The sequence below is a fragment of the Candidatus Vagococcus giribetii genome, assembly GCF_017316185.1.
In the GTDB taxonomy this organism is placed as follows: domain Bacteria; phylum Bacillota; class Bacilli; order Lactobacillales; family Vagococcaceae; genus Vagococcus; species Vagococcus giribetii.
Genome location: NZ_JAFLVX010000008.1, coordinates 1 through 15,068 on the forward strand (window position 1 = coordinate 1; position 15,068 = coordinate 15,068).

The 15,068-nt window shown below is 34.4% G+C and carries 19 protein-coding genes, 1 tRNA gene and 1 other annotated feature; of the genes, 17 read left to right on the forward strand and 3 right to left on the reverse strand.

Going from position 1 to position 15,068, the window contains the following annotated elements:
- Positions 1 to 58 precede the first annotated feature (58 nt).
- Positions 59 to 1,987, reverse strand: a complete 1,929-nt coding sequence (locus tag DOK76_RS02530) for a fructose-1,6-bisphosphatase (protein ID WP_206964803.1) — start codon at positions 1,985 to 1,987, stop codon at positions 59 to 61.
- A gap of 156 nt (positions 1,988 to 2,143) precedes the next feature.
- Here DOK76_RS02530 and DOK76_RS02535 point away from each other — a divergent pair, with 156 nt between their 5' ends.
- Complete coding sequence (locus DOK76_RS02535; protein WP_206964756.1) at positions 2,144 to 2,827, forward strand: O-methyltransferase; 684 nt, start codon at positions 2,144 to 2,146, stop codon at positions 2,825 to 2,827.
- 60 nt (positions 2,828 to 2,887) lie between these two features.
- Here the strand turns inward: DOK76_RS02535 and DOK76_RS02540 are convergent.
- Positions 2,888 to 2,961 (reverse strand) — tRNA-Arg (locus tag DOK76_RS02540).
- A 262-nt stretch (positions 2,962 to 3,223) separates the two neighbouring features.
- Between DOK76_RS02540 and DOK76_RS02545 the strand changes: the two genes are divergently transcribed.
- The 15 genes from DOK76_RS02545 to recN all read left to right on the forward strand — a co-directional run bounded on the left by DOK76_RS02545 (position 3,224) and on the right by recN (position 14,067).
- Positions 3,224 to 3,838 carry a TetR/AcrR family transcriptional regulator gene (locus DOK76_RS02545; RefSeq protein ID WP_206964759.1) on the forward strand — a complete coding sequence of 205 codons (615 nt, stop codon included), beginning with the start codon at positions 3,224 to 3,226 and terminating at the stop codon, positions 3,836 to 3,838.
- Between the two features lie 82 nt (positions 3,839 to 3,920).
- Positions 3,921 to 4,000: a sequence feature (ribosomal protein L21 leader region), on the forward strand.
- 19 nt (positions 4,001 to 4,019) lie between these two features.
- Complete coding sequence (gene rplU, locus DOK76_RS02550) at positions 4,020 to 4,328, forward strand: 50S ribosomal protein L21 (protein ID WP_206964760.1); 309 nt, start codon at positions 4,020 to 4,022, stop codon at positions 4,326 to 4,328.
- Positions 4,329 to 4,356: 28 nt separating this feature from the next.
- Positions 4,357 to 4,683 carry a ribosomal-processing cysteine protease Prp gene (locus DOK76_RS02555; protein WP_206964761.1) on the forward strand — a complete coding sequence of 109 codons (327 nt, stop codon included), beginning with the start codon at positions 4,357 to 4,359 and terminating at the stop codon, positions 4,681 to 4,683.
- A gap of 16 nt (positions 4,684 to 4,699) precedes the next feature.
- Positions 4,700 to 4,984 (forward strand): 50S ribosomal protein L27, encoded by a 285-nt coding sequence (rpmA, locus tag DOK76_RS02560; protein ID WP_206964762.1) that lies wholly within the window; start codon positions 4,700 to 4,702, stop codon positions 4,982 to 4,984.
- Positions 4,985 to 5,108: 124 nt separating this feature from the next.
- Positions 5,109 to 6,173, forward strand: coding sequence for a M24 family metallopeptidase (locus DOK76_RS02565; protein WP_206964763.1), 1,065 nt, complete (start codon positions 5,109 to 5,111; stop codon positions 6,171 to 6,173).
- A gap of 51 nt (positions 6,174 to 6,224) precedes the next feature.
- Positions 6,225 to 6,782, forward strand: coding sequence for an elongation factor P (efp, locus tag DOK76_RS02570; RefSeq protein WP_206964764.1), 558 nt, complete (start codon positions 6,225 to 6,227; stop codon positions 6,780 to 6,782).
- A 22-nt stretch (positions 6,783 to 6,804) separates the two neighbouring features.
- Positions 6,805 to 7,233, forward strand: a complete 429-nt coding sequence (locus DOK76_RS02575) for an Asp23/Gls24 family envelope stress response protein (RefSeq protein ID WP_206964765.1) — start codon at positions 6,805 to 6,807, stop codon at positions 7,231 to 7,233.
- Between the two features lies 1 nt (position 7,234).
- Positions 7,235 to 7,660, forward strand: a complete 426-nt coding sequence (gene nusB, locus DOK76_RS02580; protein WP_370590080.1) for a transcription antitermination factor NusB — start codon at positions 7,235 to 7,237, stop codon at positions 7,658 to 7,660.
- A gap of 85 nt (positions 7,661 to 7,745) precedes the next feature.
- Positions 7,746 to 8,591: a bifunctional methylenetetrahydrofolate dehydrogenase/methenyltetrahydrofolate cyclohydrolase gene (locus DOK76_RS02585; RefSeq protein WP_206964768.1), complete on the forward strand. Its 846-nt coding sequence runs from the start codon at positions 7,746 to 7,748 to the stop codon at positions 8,589 to 8,591.
- A 15-nt stretch (positions 8,592 to 8,606) separates the two neighbouring features.
- Entirely contained in the window at positions 8,607 to 9,953 is a 1,347-nt protein-coding gene (xseA, locus tag DOK76_RS02590) for an exodeoxyribonuclease VII large subunit (RefSeq protein ID WP_206964769.1), read from the forward strand.
- Complete coding sequence (locus tag DOK76_RS02595) at positions 9,954 to 10,184, forward strand: exodeoxyribonuclease VII small subunit (RefSeq protein ID WP_206964770.1); 231 nt, start codon at positions 9,954 to 9,956, stop codon at positions 10,182 to 10,184. It abuts the gene before it with no gap.
- Between the two features lies 1 nt (position 10,185).
- Positions 10,186 to 11,079 carry a polyprenyl synthetase family protein gene (locus DOK76_RS02600; RefSeq protein WP_206964771.1) on the forward strand — a complete coding sequence of 298 codons (894 nt, stop codon included), beginning with the start codon at positions 10,186 to 10,188 and terminating at the stop codon, positions 11,077 to 11,079.
- Between the two features lie 11 nt (positions 11,080 to 11,090).
- Positions 11,091 to 11,906 carry a TlyA family RNA methyltransferase gene (locus DOK76_RS02605; RefSeq protein WP_206964805.1) on the forward strand — a complete coding sequence of 272 codons (816 nt, stop codon included), beginning with the start codon at positions 11,091 to 11,093 and terminating at the stop codon, positions 11,904 to 11,906.
- A 22-nt stretch (positions 11,907 to 11,928) separates the two neighbouring features.
- The gene (locus tag DOK76_RS02610) at positions 11,929 to 12,378 is read left to right on the forward strand and encodes an arginine repressor (protein WP_206964772.1); all 450 of its coding nucleotides are present in this window, start codon (positions 11,929 to 11,931) and stop codon (positions 12,376 to 12,378) included.
- Positions 12,379 to 12,393: 15 nt separating this feature from the next.
- The gene (gene recN, locus DOK76_RS02615; protein WP_206964773.1) at positions 12,394 to 14,067 is read left to right on the forward strand and encodes a DNA repair protein RecN; all 1,674 of its coding nucleotides are present in this window, start codon (positions 12,394 to 12,396) and stop codon (positions 14,065 to 14,067) included.
- Positions 14,068 to 14,139: 72 nt separating this feature from the next.
- Here recN and DOK76_RS02620 read toward each other — a convergent pair whose 3' ends face one another.
- On the reverse strand, positions 14,140 to 14,259 hold the full coding sequence (locus DOK76_RS02620) for a DUF4044 domain-containing protein (protein ID WP_206964774.1): 120 nt from the start codon (positions 14,257 to 14,259) through the stop codon (positions 14,140 to 14,142).
- Between the two features lie 281 nt (positions 14,260 to 14,540).
- Between DOK76_RS02620 and DOK76_RS02625 the strand changes: the two genes are divergently transcribed.
- Positions 14,541 to 14,912 (forward strand): DUF3397 domain-containing protein, encoded by a 372-nt coding sequence (locus DOK76_RS02625; RefSeq protein WP_206964775.1) that lies wholly within the window; start codon positions 14,541 to 14,543, stop codon positions 14,910 to 14,912.
- Positions 14,913 to 15,068: the final 156 nt, after the last annotated feature.

Sequence of the window (15,068 nt, forward strand, 5' to 3'; positions counted from 1 at the left end):
TACTTTGTCTACAGTCTGAAGTGAGACATAGAGGACACCTCTTATGTCTCACTTTTTTTTATTTGCGGTAAAAATAATTAACGTATTCCAGTAAATGGAGTAGTTCTTCGATTTCAGCGTTTAATTTAAGACCCACAGAAGTGTCTTTAACGAGTTTACGCTTGACTGGGCGGTCTACAAGGCGCTTCATGGATAATATGTCATCTTGCTCCTCAATCACCTGTCTAACGGAAGAAAAGGGCTTGTGAGCGACTAATTGCATGCCGTATGAGTTATATAAAAGAGTATACCCAGCTAAACCAGTTGTTTTTTGGTAAGGTTTTGAAAAACCGCCATCAATGACAACTAATTTACCATTAGCTTTGATTGGATTTTCTCCTTTGATTTCTTTGATAGGTGTATGTCCATTGATTAAGTGGCTATCTGGACCGTATAAGCCGAATTCTTGTAAGATGTCAGTAATGGTTTCTTCTTGTTCTCTTAAGGAGTAGTAGGCATTTTTTTCCTCTGTATGGGTGTTTTTCTCGTGAATAAAATACCTTTCAAAGGTAGTCATTTCTTTTTTACCAAAAAGAGAAGAAGATTCACCAGACCATAAATACCAAAGAGAATCTGTTTCATAGTCGTCTGGAATAAATGGGTTTTGGTAAGCTTTTCGTAAAGCTGTTTCGAAAAAATCTAACAAGGCTTTACCCTGATAAGTTGTATTATTAAGCTGGATAGATTGGAAACTACCATCTTCGTTTAAAGGGACACAACCGTGAATTAATAAATTTTCGTTATGAACGAGATACATGCTTCCTTTTTCGAGTAGAAAATTCATGTGACGTTTTAATTTCTCTGAATGAATGAAATTATGGAGTAGTCTTTGGATGACTTCTAGCTCTTCTTGGGTTAATTCAGAAGGGTTCTCTGGATCAACTGTTTTAAAACAAGTATCGTGAAGAGGGTAAGTCTGTCCTTTAATAGTGACTGTTTGTTCTTTAAAATTTGTGTGACTAAGGAGTAAACGGTGCTCCATCATAAATTCAGGACGTCTTCTAACGAGTTGCTCTTCTAATTTAAATTGAAGAATAGCCGCAGCTTGGTGGATTTTAGTTGTTTCTAAAATCTCTTCTTGGCTAAGAGTATGATCGTTATCAAGTTTAGGTCTAAAAGCAGGATTGTCTTCATAATATTTTTCGGCATAAGTGAGTAAAGGTCTCAAGTTAATACCATAAGTGTCTTCTATGATAGATAGGTTGTTATATCTAGCTGAAATTCGAATGGTATTCATCATGCAAATAGGAGATCCTGCAGCAGCGCCAATCCAAATAATATCATGATTTCCCCACTGGATATCGACTGAATGATGCGTCATTAAACGCTCAATAATATTATCAGGTTCAGGCCCTCTGTCGTAAATATCTCCAACTACATGAAGATGATCCACAACTAGTCGTTGAATGATATAACTTAAATCAATGATGAGATTCTCTGCTTGGTTTAATGAAATAATGTTATCAATAATTTGATGGGTATATTGTTGCTTATCGTTGTGAGCGTTTGTCTCAGATAATAATTCTTCAATAATATAAGAAAAGCGTTTTGGAAAAGTCTTTCTTAGTTTAGAACGTGTATATTTAGACGAACAGAAACGTATGACTTGGATTAAATGATCAATGGTCTGTTTGTACCATTGTGTTGGTTGCTCTAGGGTAAGAACTTTGAGCCTTTTTTCAGGATAATAAATAAGTGTAGCAAGCTCGTTTTGTTCTTTGGTAGAAAGTTGCTGATGAAATAATTCTCTGATTTTTTCTTTGATATTGCCAGAGCCATTTCTTAAAATATGTTGAAAGGCACTGTACTCTCCGTGTAAATCGCTGACAAAATGTTCGGTTCCTTTAGGTAAATCAAGAATTGCTTTTAAGTTGATAATCTCACTAACAATCTCTTCAGACGTATTAAATTTTGTGCTTAACAGGTCAAAATACTTATCCTTTTTCATCATTTTATAAATATACCTCTATTAGTTTTTAATGTAATGATAGAATAATATAGTTGTTTAGTCAAATCTATACCAATTTTAAAAAATGAATTTTAAATTGTGTTATTCATGAAAACTTTGTATAATCAACAAGGAAATTATAGGAAGGATGAGAAGATGAGAAATGAAATGATGCATCGTCCGGTTTTAAAGGATGAGGTATTGGAATTAGTCAGAGATAGACAAAAGAAAGTACCAGGTGCTCTTGGAAAAATTCAAGAACAAGCAACAATAGATAATGTACCGATTATTCCAAATGAAACAGCTAGTTTTTTACGTTTCTTTTTAAAACAAATAAAGGCAAAAAAAGCCCTTGAAGTAGGAACAGCTATTGGTTTTTCTGCTAGCTTGATGCTAGACGCTATGGGGGAAGGCTCTCATGTAACGACAATTGATCGTTTTGATGTGATGATTAGAAAAGCTAAAGCGAATTTTGAAGATTTAGGTGTAGCGGACCAAGTTACTTTGTTAGAAGGAGACGCTAAAGAAGTATTACCTACGATTGATGACACGTTTGATTTTATTTTTATGGATAGTGCTAAATCTAAATACATCGAATTTTTACCAGAGTGTTTGAGATTATTAAAGGTAGATGGGGTATTGATGATTGATGATGTGTTCCAAGCGGGAACGGTTATGCATGACATTAAAGAAATTCCTAAAAGTCAAAGAACTATTTATCGTAAATTAAATCAATTGTACGATGTCGTGTTAAATCATCCTGACTTAACAGTTACTATCTTACCTTTAGGTGATGGAGTGTTAATGATATCTAAAGATGTGGAAGATATTAAATTATAAAAAAGAAACACAAAAAAATCCCAAGACATTCTGTCTTGGGATTACTTGTTTTTAAAATAACGTCGCAGAAGGGATTCGAACCCCTGACCGTTCGCTTAGAAGGCGAATGCTCTATCCAGCTGAGCTACTGCGACTGGTTTGCTTTAAGCAACATGAATATCATAATAAACTTTTGAGGATTAGTCAACCTTTTATTTAAAAAAATTTAAAAATAACTTAAGGCAAAAAAACCGCATTTATTAAAAAGAGGAATAAATAGATAATAAATCAAAAATGAGTTAAATTACTAGACAAAAAGATATGATGTGATATATAATCGTTTAGTGTTATTAGAAGTTGTGGGAGACTATCTTATATCAACAAATTATATTAATTTAGTTAAGGGGAAGAATAATAATGGGGAAAATTGATCCACGAGTAGTAAAAACTCGTAAAAAATTAAGACAAGCATTTTTAGATTTGTTAAAAACACGTCAATTGATGGAAATGAATATTAAAGATTTAACAAATCAAGCCGGTGTTACAAGAGGAACTTTTTATCTACACTATCGTGATAAAGATACTTTTGTTGAAACAATCATGGAAGAAATTATTGAAGATTTCTACGATCATGTTGTTGAGTACGTACCTTTTGAGGGAGACTCAAACAAAATGGTTCCAAAAATTGTATTAGATAAAGTATTTGATTACATTGGTGAGTCACCTGAGTTTTTTGTTACATTGCTTAAAGAAAATGATGCAGATGAGTATCGCTTGTTATTTAGTGATAAAATGTACGACTACATTTTAGAACATGTTAGCTACGGTAACTCAATTCCAGTAAGAAAAACACCAAAAGAATTATTAAATAACTTTTTAGTGTACGCATTACTAGGTATAGCCGATGCCTGGGTTGTTGAAGGAAAAATTTACGCTAATCATTATATGGCGACAAACGTTTCAAAACTATTCCGTTCTGAACTATTCGTTGAGATTGGTTTAGAAGATTTCTTTGTTGCAAAAATGGATTAAATTAAAGAAGAAAATCAGGAGCAAATTATTGTTGACCTGGTTTTCTTTTTTTGGTATTATATTAATGTTGTATTTGTGTGCACCACAACTACAACCGCGCAAACTAAGTATTCAGTTCATACAATCTGTATGGCGCTTAAGCTGGCGAGTCTAAGTAAAAAGAAGGAGGTGCGAAGCAAACATGTACGCTATTATTAAAACTGGTGGTAAACAATTAAAAGTTGAAGTAGGTCAAGCTATCTACGTTGAGAAATTAAACGTTGAAGCTGGCGAAAAAGTTGTGTTTGATGAAGTCATTTTAGTAGGTGGAGAGTCAACAAAGATTGGTGCTCCAACTGTTGAAGCTGCAACTGTTGAAGGAACTGTTGAAAAACAAGGAAAACAAAAGAAAGTTGTTACTTACAAATATAAAGCTAAAAAAGATTCACATCGTAAACAAGGACATCGTCAACCTTACACTAAAGTAATGATCGATGCGATTAACGCTTAATTAAGAATTTTAGAAAGTTGGTATCTCGATGATTGAAGCTACTTTTAAACAAAAAGATAATGACCACATTATTTCTTTTGAAATGACTGGGCATGCTGATTTTGCTGAAGTAGGTTCAGATATTGTTTGCGCAGCAGCTTCTAGTTTATCTATTAATGCTGTCAATAGTATCGAGCAATTAGCTGGTTATCAACCAATTGTAGAAGTAGAAGATGGGTATCTGTATGTAGAGCCGTTATCAGAGTTGTCTGATAAACAGTTAGATGTGACACATATTTTATTAACTAGTCTATTAATAGGTTTGAAAGATATCGAAGAAGAATATAGAGATTATATTCAAGTGAAGACTATATAGAGGAGGTGCTTTACTCATGTTAAAAATGAATTTACAATTATTCGCTCATAAAAAAGCTGGTGGTTCTTCTGCCAATGGTCGTGATTCACAATCAAAACGTTTAGGTGCTAAACGTGCTGATGGACAAACTGTTTCAGGTGGTTCAATTTTATACCGTCAACGCGGTACTAAAATTTACCCAGGATTAAACGTTGGCCGTGGTGGAGATGATACATTATACGCTAAAGTTGAAGGTGTGGTACGTTTCGAACGTAAAGGCCGCGACAAAACTCAAGTATCTGTATACCCAATCGCTAAATAATTCAATAAAAGCAATCCATTTTTAATGGGTTGCTTTTTTATTTTTTTCAAGGGGGCATCGGTTTAATTTATGGGCACCTTTTGATATAATAAAAAGTGAGTTAATGTGAAAGGAAGGTTTTGAGATGATAAATCGCGTGGATAAATTAAGAGAAAAAATGAAAGCAGAAGGGATTGCTTCATTTTTAATAACAAGTCCTTATAATTTAAGATATTTAACAGGGTTTACGGGAACAACAGGTGTGGCTTTAATTGGTTTAGAAGAAGCGTTCTTTATTACAGATTTTAGATACACAGAACAAGCTGCTAAACAATGTGTTGGTTATGAAATCGTTAAAAATGTGGGTCCTATTTTAGAAGTAGTGGCAGATTTAGTTGAAAGTAAGACGATTGAAAACTTAGCTTTTGAAGAATCATTTGTTGCCTTCAAACAATATGTTGAGTTAGAAACATTATTAGAAGTCGATTTAATTCCTGTTTCAGGTATGATTGAAGAACTAAGAGAAATCAAAGATGAGTCAGAAATTGCAATTGTTGAAAAAGCTTGTGAGATTGCAGATAAAGCATTCTCTCATATTTTAACGTACATCAAACCAGGTATGACAGAAATCCAAGTGGCTAATGAATTAGATTTTTACATGAGATCTCTAGGAGCGAGTGGCGTTTCTTTTGAAACAATCGTTGCAAGTGGTTTACGTTCAGCGATGCCTCATGGTGTAGCTAGTGACAAAGTGATTGAGCAAGGCGACATGATTACAATTGACTTTGGTTGTTACTACAATGGCTATGTATCAGATATGACAAGAACAATTTCCTTAGGTGAACCAAGTGATAAATTAAGAGAAATTTATGAAATCGTTAAAGAAGCACAACAACGTGTATTAGATGCTGCTAAGCCAGGTATGTCAGGAATTGAATTAGATGCTATTGCTAGAGATTATATTGCTTCAAAAGGTTACGGAGAAGCTTTTGGTCACTCAACAGGTCACGGGATTGGTTTAGAAATTCACGAAGGACCAAATGTATCTAAGTTAGCTGAAAAAGCATTCGTTCCAGGAAATATTATCACGAATGAACCAGGTATCTACTTACCAGGTATTGGTGGGGTTCGTATTGAAGATGATATGTTAGTGACAGAGAATGGCATTAAGAGATTGACACATTCTGAAAAAGAGCTTATTATTTTATAGGATAGGAATCGTTCGCTTATTTACATAAAGTGAACAGTCAGGAGGTAGTGCATGATATCAGTAAATGACTTGAAAACAGGCTTAACAATTGAAGTTGATGGCAATATTTTTCGTGTGATTGAATTTCAACATGTGAAACCGGGTAAAGGTGCAGCTTTCGTTCGTACTAAATTGAAAAATTTAAGAAACGGAAATATCGCTGAAAAAACATTCCGTGGTGGAGAAAAAGTAGCCAAAGCTCAAATTGATAACCATAAAATGCAATATTTATATGAATCTGCTGGAAACCATGTATTCATGGACTTGAGTACTTACGAGCAAATCGAGTTACCAGGAGAAGTGATTGAGGAAGAGTTAAAATACTTACTTGAAAACAGTGAATGTAATATTGTGATGTATGGCTCAGAAACATTAGGAGTTGATTTACCTAATACAGTTGAGTTAAATGTAAAAGAAACAGAACCAGGTATTCGTGGAGATACGTCTTCAGGTGGGACAAAACCTGCTGTTATGGAAACTGGTTTAGTGGTACAAGTACCATTCTTTATTAATGCAGACGACCGTTTAATCATTAACACAAATGACGGTTCATACGTTTCTAGAGCGTAAAAAACTGAAGGAGGAAAGACCGATGGCAGAAAATAAAAATTTAGTCCTAAGCAGCAATAATCAAGAAATTGGTGGAGAAATTGTGGTTGCTCCTGAAGTGGTAGAAATTATTGTAGGGATAGCAGCATCTAAAGTAGATGGTGTGTACGCTATGCGTGGTAACTTAGCATCAAACGTAACAGAATTATTTGGTGGTTCAGCTCATGATAAGGGAGTTTACCTTAAAAATGATGAAGGTAGTATCAAAATCGATTTATTCTGTTACTTGAATTATGGGGTATCAGTCCCTAAAGTTGCGATGGATATGCAAGAAAAAGTGAAACAACAAGTTCTTTATATGACTGATTTGGAAATTTCAGAAGTGAATGTACACGTTGTAGGAGTTGTTCCTGAAAAAGTGGCATTACCAGATTTAGACGAGTTGTTTGATTCAGAAGATGAGGAAGAATAGAGTGGAGTTAACTAGACACCAATTAAGAGAAGTCGCTTTTCAAGTAAGTTTTTCTATGTTATATAGTGAAGATGTGACTATACATCAAAGCATTGAAAATGTATTAGACTTATACGAAGGCCAAGAAAACAGTGAAATTCCTCAATATGTGGAGTTAGTAGTAACAGGTGTGAAAGAACACCAAGCAGAATTAGATACATTGATTGAAAAACATTTAAAACGTTGGAAAGTCAATCGTATTGCCAAAACAGACTTAGTTATTTTAAGATTAGCTCTATTTGAAATGCTTTATGTGTCAGATATTCCGCATAAAGTATCTTTAAACGAAGCCTTAGAATTAGCGAAGACTTTTAGTGATGATGAATCTCGTCGTTTTATTAACGGTGTGTTATCATCAGCGATGAATGAAATGGACTCAAGTAATTAATGTTACTTGAGTTTTTTGTTTGTTTCGAGAGTCCTTTTTTTATGCTAAAATGAAGTCATGTGTGAATAAATGTGGAGGTGTTTTTGTGGGAACAAAATTAGATGGTCGAGCTTTAGCTGATAAGCTACAAGAAAGCTTAAAGCAGGAAGTTTCTCAGTGGAAAGAAGAAGGAAAAAGACTTCCAAAACTTGTTGTGGTGCTTGTTGGTGATGATGTTGGTAGCCAAGTTTATGTTCGTAATAAAGAAAGAGCAGCTCAAAAAATAGGCTTTTATTCACAAGTGGATCGTTTAGAAGAAACGGTTTCTGAAGAAGCATTATTGAATTTAATTCAAGAGTATAATCAAGATACAAGTGTAGACGGTATTTTAGTTCAGTTGCCGCTACCTAAACACATAGATGAAGAAAAAATAATCATGGCAATTGATGCAAAAAAAGACGTAGATGGTTTCCACCCATTAAATATGGGGAAACTATTTGTAGGGCAACCAGATAAAATGCCTTGTACTCCTTTTGGAATCATTCGCCTGTTAAAAGAGTACAACATTGAGATGTCTGGTAAACATGCTGTTGTGATTGGTAGAAGTAACATTGTAGGAAAACCAATGGCTCATTTATTACTAATGGAAGATGCGACTGTAACAATTACTCACTCTAGAACAAAGAACTTAAAAGAGTTAACGAAACAAGCGGATATTGTTGTTGTGGCAATTGGTCGAGGTGAATTTTTAACAGCTGATTATATCAAAGGAGGAGCCGTTGTAGTCGATGTGGGTATGAATCGACATGCAGATGGTCATTTGGTTGGCGATGTTAAATTTGATGAAGTGAGTGAAAAGGCAAGTTTTATTACACCAGTTCCTGGAGGAGTTGGTCCTATGACTATTAGTATGTTGATGGAGCAGACAGTTGCCAATAGAAGAGAAGATTAAAAGGAACGTGAAATGATGACGGAACAATATTTAACAGTCACTGCCCTAACCAAATATTTAAAACGAAAATTTGAAGCGGACCCTTATTTAGAGAGAGTTTTCTTAACAGGAGAAATCTCAAATTTTCGAATGAGACCCAATGCCCATCAATATTTTAGTTTAAAAGATACACAAGCTAAAATCTCGGCGATAATGTTTAAAGGAGCCTTCAATCAATTAAAATTTCAACCTGAGGAAGGTATGAAAGTATTGGTTATTGGAAGAATCTCTTTATATGAGCCGGGGGGGAGTTACCAAATATATATCGAGCATATGGAACCTGATGGTGTGGGAGCTTTATACCAAGCTCTTGAAAAAAGCAAGCAAGCGTTGTTAAAGGAAGGTCTTTTTAAAGACGAATTTAAGCAACCTTTAGTTAAATATCCCAAAAGAATCGCAGTTATTACAAGTCCAAGTGGCGCTGTGGTCAGAGATATTATCACAACCATCAAAAGGCGTTATCCGATTGTCCAATTAGTTGTTTTTCCTACTTTAGTGCAAGGGGACAAAGCTGCTGATGATATTGTTAAACGAATTAAAGAAGTAGATAAAATAGGTGATTTTGATACGATGATAGTCGGTCGAGGTGGTGGCTCGATTGAAGATTTATGGCCCTTTAATGAAGAGCGAGTGGTTAGAACTATCTTTGAAGCAAGAACGCCGATTGTTTCTTCCGTTGGTCATGAAACAGATGTGACTTTAGCGGATTTAGTAGCTGATGTAAGAGCTGCTACACCAACTGCGGCAGCTGAGTTAGCTACGCCTGTTTTACGTGAAGAAATCTTAAAGATCAAAGAAAAAGAAAATCGCTTGATTCAAGGTGTCTCTCATCAAATTCAACATAAAAAACAAAGATATCAACACCTAGGAGAATCTTTTGTGTTTAAACAACCTAAACGTTTGTATGAGGCTTTTTCAATTCAGCTAGATACACTGAATAGACGTTTAGAGCATAGTTTAAAACTTGAAATTCAAGAAAAAAATAAAAAATTCTTGCTTTTAGAGAAGAAGTTAGAAGCACAACAGTTAAGTGAGCGACTTAGTTTACTTAATCAACAAATGACGTATTTAGACGAAGCGTTGACTAAAAATATGGCTCAACTAATGAGTGATAAAAAAAGACAATTAGGACAGACTATGGTGAGTTTAGATTTACTAAGTCCATTACAGACTATGTTACGTGGCTATAGCTATGTTACTGTGAATGATCATATTATTAAATCAATCGACTCTGTGGCTAAAGATGATAAGATATCAATTCATTTGTCAGACGGAATTGTTGAAGCAGTCGTGGAAGAAGTATCGAAGGAGGAAGAAAAATAAATGGTTAAAGAGAAAAAACAAAGCTTTGAAGAAGCTATGGCAGATTTAGAAGTCATTGTTAAACAATTAGAAACAGGGGAAGTTCCTTTAGAAGAAGCTTTAGAAAAATTTCAAAAAGGAATGGCGTTAAGTAAAGCGTGTCAAGATACCTTAACAAAAGCAGAAGAAACGTTGACTAAGATTATGTCAAATGATGGTACTGAAATACCTTTTGAAGAAGTAGGAGACTAATATGGCCAACTACAAAGAATTTTCTAAGCAAAATATACCAGTGATTAATCAAAAAATGTATGATTTTTTAGAAGAAGCTAGTGAATCAGATGTCTTATTTGATAGTATGGTGTATTCACTAGATGCAGGTGGTAAACGATTTAGACCTTTATTACTACTTGCAACTGTGTCGTTCTTTGGTCAATCGCTTGAAAATGCTCATTACGAAGTAGCAGCTGCTTTAGAGATGATTCACACGTATTCGTTGATACATGATGATTTACCTGCTATGGATGATGATGACTTAAGACGTGGTAAGCCAACGAACCATAAAGTACATGGGGAAGCTTTGGCGATTCTTGCAGGAGATTCTTTATTAACAGAAGCTTTCGCTTTAGTGGCTTCAATGGAAATTGATAGTAGTGTGAAAATTGAGTTGATTCGCTTATTGGCTAAAGCATCAGGTTCTGAAGGAATGATTGCAGGACAAGTAGAAGATGTATTAGGCGAAGGTAAGAAGATTACCTTAAGAGAATTACAAAAAATGCACTACAAGAAGACAGGTATGTTAATTCAGTTTGCTGTTGAAGCAGGTGTCTTAATGTGTTCTCAATCTTTTGAAATGAAAAAATGGTTATTAGAGTATGCCCAAAATATCGGTATTGCGTTTCAAATTAGAGATGATTTATTAGATGTTTTAGGGGATGAAAAGAAAATAGGAAAAAAAACAGGAGCAGATGAAGCTCATAATAAAAATACTTACGTATCTTTACTAGGAATAGAAGGAGCTACTAAGGCTTTTGAAAATCATTGTGAGCTAGCAACAGAGTCACTGAAAAAAGCAAAAGATATGTTGAATCAAACAGAAGAACAAACATTATTAGAAATGATAATAGAAGAGTTGAAGGTAATCTAATGGGTGAAAAAATAGGAAAAGAACGAGTAGATGTGTTACTAGTTCAACAAGGATTAAGTGAAACAAGAGAAAAAGCTAAGCGTAATGTAATGGCAGGTTTAGTGTGTGATGAGAAAAACATACGATACGATAAACCAGGAGAAAAAATACCAGTTGATACAGTGCTTAGACTAAAAGGACAAGCTTTAAAATATGTGTCTCGTGGTGGATTGAAGTTAGAAAAAGCGATGACTGCTTTTTCAATTGATTTTACAGGAAGAACGTTACTAGATATTGGTTCATCGACAGGTGGCTTTACTGATGTAGCGCTTCAAAATGGAGCGAAAATGAGTTACGCCTTAGATGTAGGTTCTAACCAACTTGCTTGGAAATTAAGACAAGATGAACGTGTTGAAGTAATGGAAAAAACTAATTTCCGTTATTCAAAATTAGAAGACTTTACCAAAGGGCAGCCAAATATTGCCACTATTGATGTCTCTTTTATTTCGTTGAAGCTTATTTTACCTGTCTTAAAAGAAATATTAGCTAGTGATGGAGAAGTGGTAGCTCTTATTAAACCTCAATTTGAAGCAGGTAGAGAACAAGTTGGGAAAAAAGGCATTATTCGTGATAAAAAGGTCCATTTATCTGTTTTATTAGAGGTGTTGGAGTTTGTTCAAAGATTTGGTTTTGATGTGGTGGCTCTAGATTATTCACCTATTACAGGTGGAGATGGAAATATTGAATTTTTAGCGCACTTGAAACCAGTTAAAGAAGGCTTAGGAAGCTTTTTAAGTCCAGTGACAGCAGAAGAAATAGTAGAAAAATCTCACTCAAGACTAGCGTAAGGTAATTATTGGAGGGAATAACATGAGAAAAAAAGAGAGACAACGTTGGATTTCGAAAATTATTAAAGAGAATGATGTTATTAAGCAAGAAGACTTAGTCGCTTTACTCATTGAAAATAATATTCCTGTTACCCAAGCGACTGTGTCTAGAGACATTAAAGAGATGAAGTTAATCAAAGTGTTAAATGACAATCATGTGTATCGTTATAGTTTACCTCATAATGACAACTCAGAAGAGACACGTCTAGAGAAATTACTAACTAAATCTTTTGTCCGAATGGAAAGAATGGACAATTTATTATCAGTTGTCGTAAAACCTGGAAGTGGTTTTGCTTTAGGTGGTTTGATTGAAACCGTGTATCCTGAGTATTTATTTACTGTGATGTCTAACGACGATAAAGTGTTAATCATTACGCGAGAAGACGCGGGTGCTATTGACATACAAGAGAAGATAGAAGAAATCGTAGAATAAGAAGGTGATGTTGAGATGATACAAGAATTATCTGTTCATGATTTTGCTATTATTTCCAGTTTGAATATTGAATTCAAAGATGGAATGACTGTTTTGACTGGGGAAACAGGTGCGGGAAAATCAATTATTATTGATGCTATGGGATTGTTAGTAGGCGGAAGAGGCTCGAGTGACTTTATTCGTGATGGTATGGATAAGTGTCGTATTGAAGGCTCATTTTACGTAGAAAACAAAGAAGAAATAGAAAAATATCTTGAAGCAATCGGGATTGAGATGACAGATGATTTATTGGTAATCCAACGTGAGATTTTTAGAAGTGGCCGTAATAATTGTCGAATCAATGGGCAGTTAGTTAATACAAAATTATTACGTGAAGTGGGACATTTTTTAGTTGATATTCATGGGCAAAATGAGCATCAAGAATTGATGAACCCGAGTCAACACTTGGATCTATTAGATAACTTTGGTGCTAGTCACTTGGCTCATCTTTCTTCTGATTATAAAGAGCACTTCAAAAACTATCAGGAGTTGCGACACGAAGTAGAACAATTTTATGAAAATGAGCAAGAGTATGTGCAACGCATGGATATGCTTCGTTTTCAATATGATGAGATTGAATCAGCCCAACTTGTGTCAGGAGAAGAAGCGGTACTTCTTGAAGAACGTAAGAAATTACTAAGTTTTCAACAAATTACAGATGCCTTGAAAAATACGTATCAATACCTAAATGGAGAAGAAAGCCAAACCCTTGATGCGGTAGCTCAGAGCATGAGTGAAATGGCGAGTATTGAAGAATTAGATGATTCATATAAAGAAGCTTCAGATTTAATCCAAACAGGTTATTATTCGTTACAAGAAGCTCTAGGTAGTGTCACAGCGTTGATGGATACCTTGGAGTTAGATGAAGAGCGACTTAATGAGGTTGATAGCCGTCTAGATGTGATTCGTCAATTGAAACGTAAATACGGAGAAACTGTTGAAAATATTTTGACTTATTTTGAGACTATTTCAGAAGAGTTATCTCAAAGTGAAACAGATTCAATGGACATTGATCACTTAGAAAAAGCATTACAAAAAGAGGAAAAAGAGTTAACTCGTTTAGCTGAACTACTTTCAAAAGAACGTCACGATATTGCTAAACAACTTGAAACGGATATCTTAAAAGAATTGAAAAGTTTGTTTATGGAGAATACACAATTCAAGGTGGTATTTGAACCTTTAGTAGAATTTCATTCGTTTGGTAAAGACAAGGTGGAATTTTTCATTTCTGCCAATGTGGGAGAAGAACTAAAACCTTTAGCAAAAGTTGTTTCAGGTGGTGAGTTATCTCGTGTGATGCTAGCGATTAAAACCATCTTTTCTAAAACTCAGGGCATTACAAGTATTGTATTTGATGAAGTAGATACAGGTGTGAGTGGTCGAGTAGCTCAAGCGATTGCTGAGAAGATTCATGAAATTGGAAAAAATTCTCAAGTTTTATGTATTACGCATTTGCCTCAAGTAGCTGCTATATCAGACACACAATATTTCATTAAAAAAGAAATTAAAGATAATAGAACTGAGACGACAGTAAAAGAATTAACAGAAGAAGAGCGTGTTAACGAAATAGCACGTATGCTGTCAGGAGCAGAAGTGACACCATTAACCTTAGATCATGCTAAAGAATTATTGTCACTGGCAAAAAAATAAAGTGCATAAAAAGAGCCTAACTCCTTTTTGGTGAGTAGGCTCTTTTGTTTTATTAGTTGATGTAGTCGTAGCTTATAACATTCCTAAACTTGCTAAAGCGCCAAGGATAGTTCCGCCAACCATTGCAATTAGCATAACCCAGATAACGACTTTAGTGATTTTAGAAAAAGTGCTTTTTTCTTTTTTATCCATTGTGTTTACACGTCCTTAATATGTCTTGAATGTATCTAGTTTACACTGAAAGCCTTATAAAATTCAAGTTATAATCCTTACAAATAAAAAGGTGTGATTGAATCCCTTAACTAGATGATTTATAATAGATAGGAAAATTAAAAACAAAGAGCATTTCCCATGTAATGTTTGTTACAAAGAAGTAGTGTAACGTTTTGTAGTTGTTATTCGTTTGACATCTACCTAATATATACTGTAAGAGTCTTAGTAACATGTGTTAAAGGATGCGAAGGAGTACATCTATGGCCACATTTACAGTAAGTACCTTTTTATGGTATTTATATCCAGTCGTATTAATATTTGTTTGTTCGATTCTTGTCAAAAAAACTAAAATAAACATTAAATACGGCGTTAAAGCACCTGATATTGCTACGCCTTTATTATTAGTAGGTATCCACTATTTGTCAAAAGGAACTTTTGGAGAAAGTTTTTTACCTTATACGTTGTTGATTGTCCTGTTAGTGTCAATGCTAATAGCCGTTTTTCAAGCGTATCAGTTTAAAGAAATAAAGTATAAACGTTATATCAAAATGGTATGGCGAATAACTTTCTTGATAACCTTATTGATTTACTTCCTATTAATATTAGTCAGTATCTTCATGTTTCTTAAATAAAACTAAGACAATAACTAGTAAAGTTACTATTATTGTCTTTTTTGTTTGCTGTTTTCTAACAAGGAATACCAAAGTCAATTTTTTTCTTAATAGTGTGGTAGAAAGTGGGGGAATGTGGTAGACTAGTTCTAGTAAGTGGTGATCTGAGGTGACCTT

Excerpts from the sequence above, each read along its gene's own strand:
- DOK76_RS02530 (WP_206964803.1), bottom strand. The coding sequence starts at position 1,987 with ATGAAAAAGGATAAGTATTTTGACCTGTTAAGCACAAAATTTAATACG.
- DOK76_RS02535 (WP_206964756.1), top strand. The coding sequence starts at position 2,144 with ATGAGAAATGAAATGATGCATCGTCCGGTTTTAAAGGATGAGGTATTG.
- DOK76_RS02545 (WP_206964759.1), top strand. The coding sequence starts at position 3,224 with ATGGGGAAAATTGATCCACGAGTAGTAAAAACTCGTAAAAAATTAAGA.
- rplU (WP_206964760.1), top strand. The coding sequence starts at position 4,020 with ATGTACGCTATTATTAAAACTGGTGGTAAACAATTAAAAGTTGAAGTA.
- DOK76_RS02555 (WP_206964761.1), top strand. The coding sequence starts at position 4,357 with ATGATTGAAGCTACTTTTAAACAAAAAGATAATGACCACATTATTTCT.
- rpmA (WP_206964762.1), top strand. The coding sequence starts at position 4,700 with ATGTTAAAAATGAATTTACAATTATTCGCTCATAAAAAAGCTGGTGGT.
- DOK76_RS02565 (WP_206964763.1), top strand. The coding sequence starts at position 5,109 with ATGATAAATCGCGTGGATAAATTAAGAGAAAAAATGAAAGCAGAAGGG.
- efp (WP_206964764.1), top strand. The coding sequence starts at position 6,225 with ATGATATCAGTAAATGACTTGAAAACAGGCTTAACAATTGAAGTTGAT.
- DOK76_RS02575 (WP_206964765.1), top strand. The coding sequence starts at position 6,805 with ATGGCAGAAAATAAAAATTTAGTCCTAAGCAGCAATAATCAAGAAATT.
- xseA (WP_206964769.1), top strand. The coding sequence starts at position 8,607 with ATGACGGAACAATATTTAACAGTCACTGCCCTAACCAAATATTTAAAA.
- DOK76_RS02595 (WP_206964770.1), top strand. The coding sequence starts at position 9,954 with ATGGTTAAAGAGAAAAAACAAAGCTTTGAAGAAGCTATGGCAGATTTA.
- DOK76_RS02600 (WP_206964771.1), top strand. The coding sequence starts at position 10,186 with ATGGCCAACTACAAAGAATTTTCTAAGCAAAATATACCAGTGATTAAT.
- DOK76_RS02610 (WP_206964772.1), top strand. The coding sequence starts at position 11,929 with ATGAGAAAAAAAGAGAGACAACGTTGGATTTCGAAAATTATTAAAGAG.
- recN (WP_206964773.1), top strand. The coding sequence starts at position 12,394 with ATGATACAAGAATTATCTGTTCATGATTTTGCTATTATTTCCAGTTTG.
- DOK76_RS02620 (WP_206964774.1), bottom strand. The coding sequence starts at position 14,259 with ATGGATAAAAAAGAAAAAAGCACTTTTTCTAAAATCACTAAAGTCGTT.
- DOK76_RS02625 (WP_206964775.1), top strand. The coding sequence starts at position 14,541 with ATGGCCACATTTACAGTAAGTACCTTTTTATGGTATTTATATCCAGTC.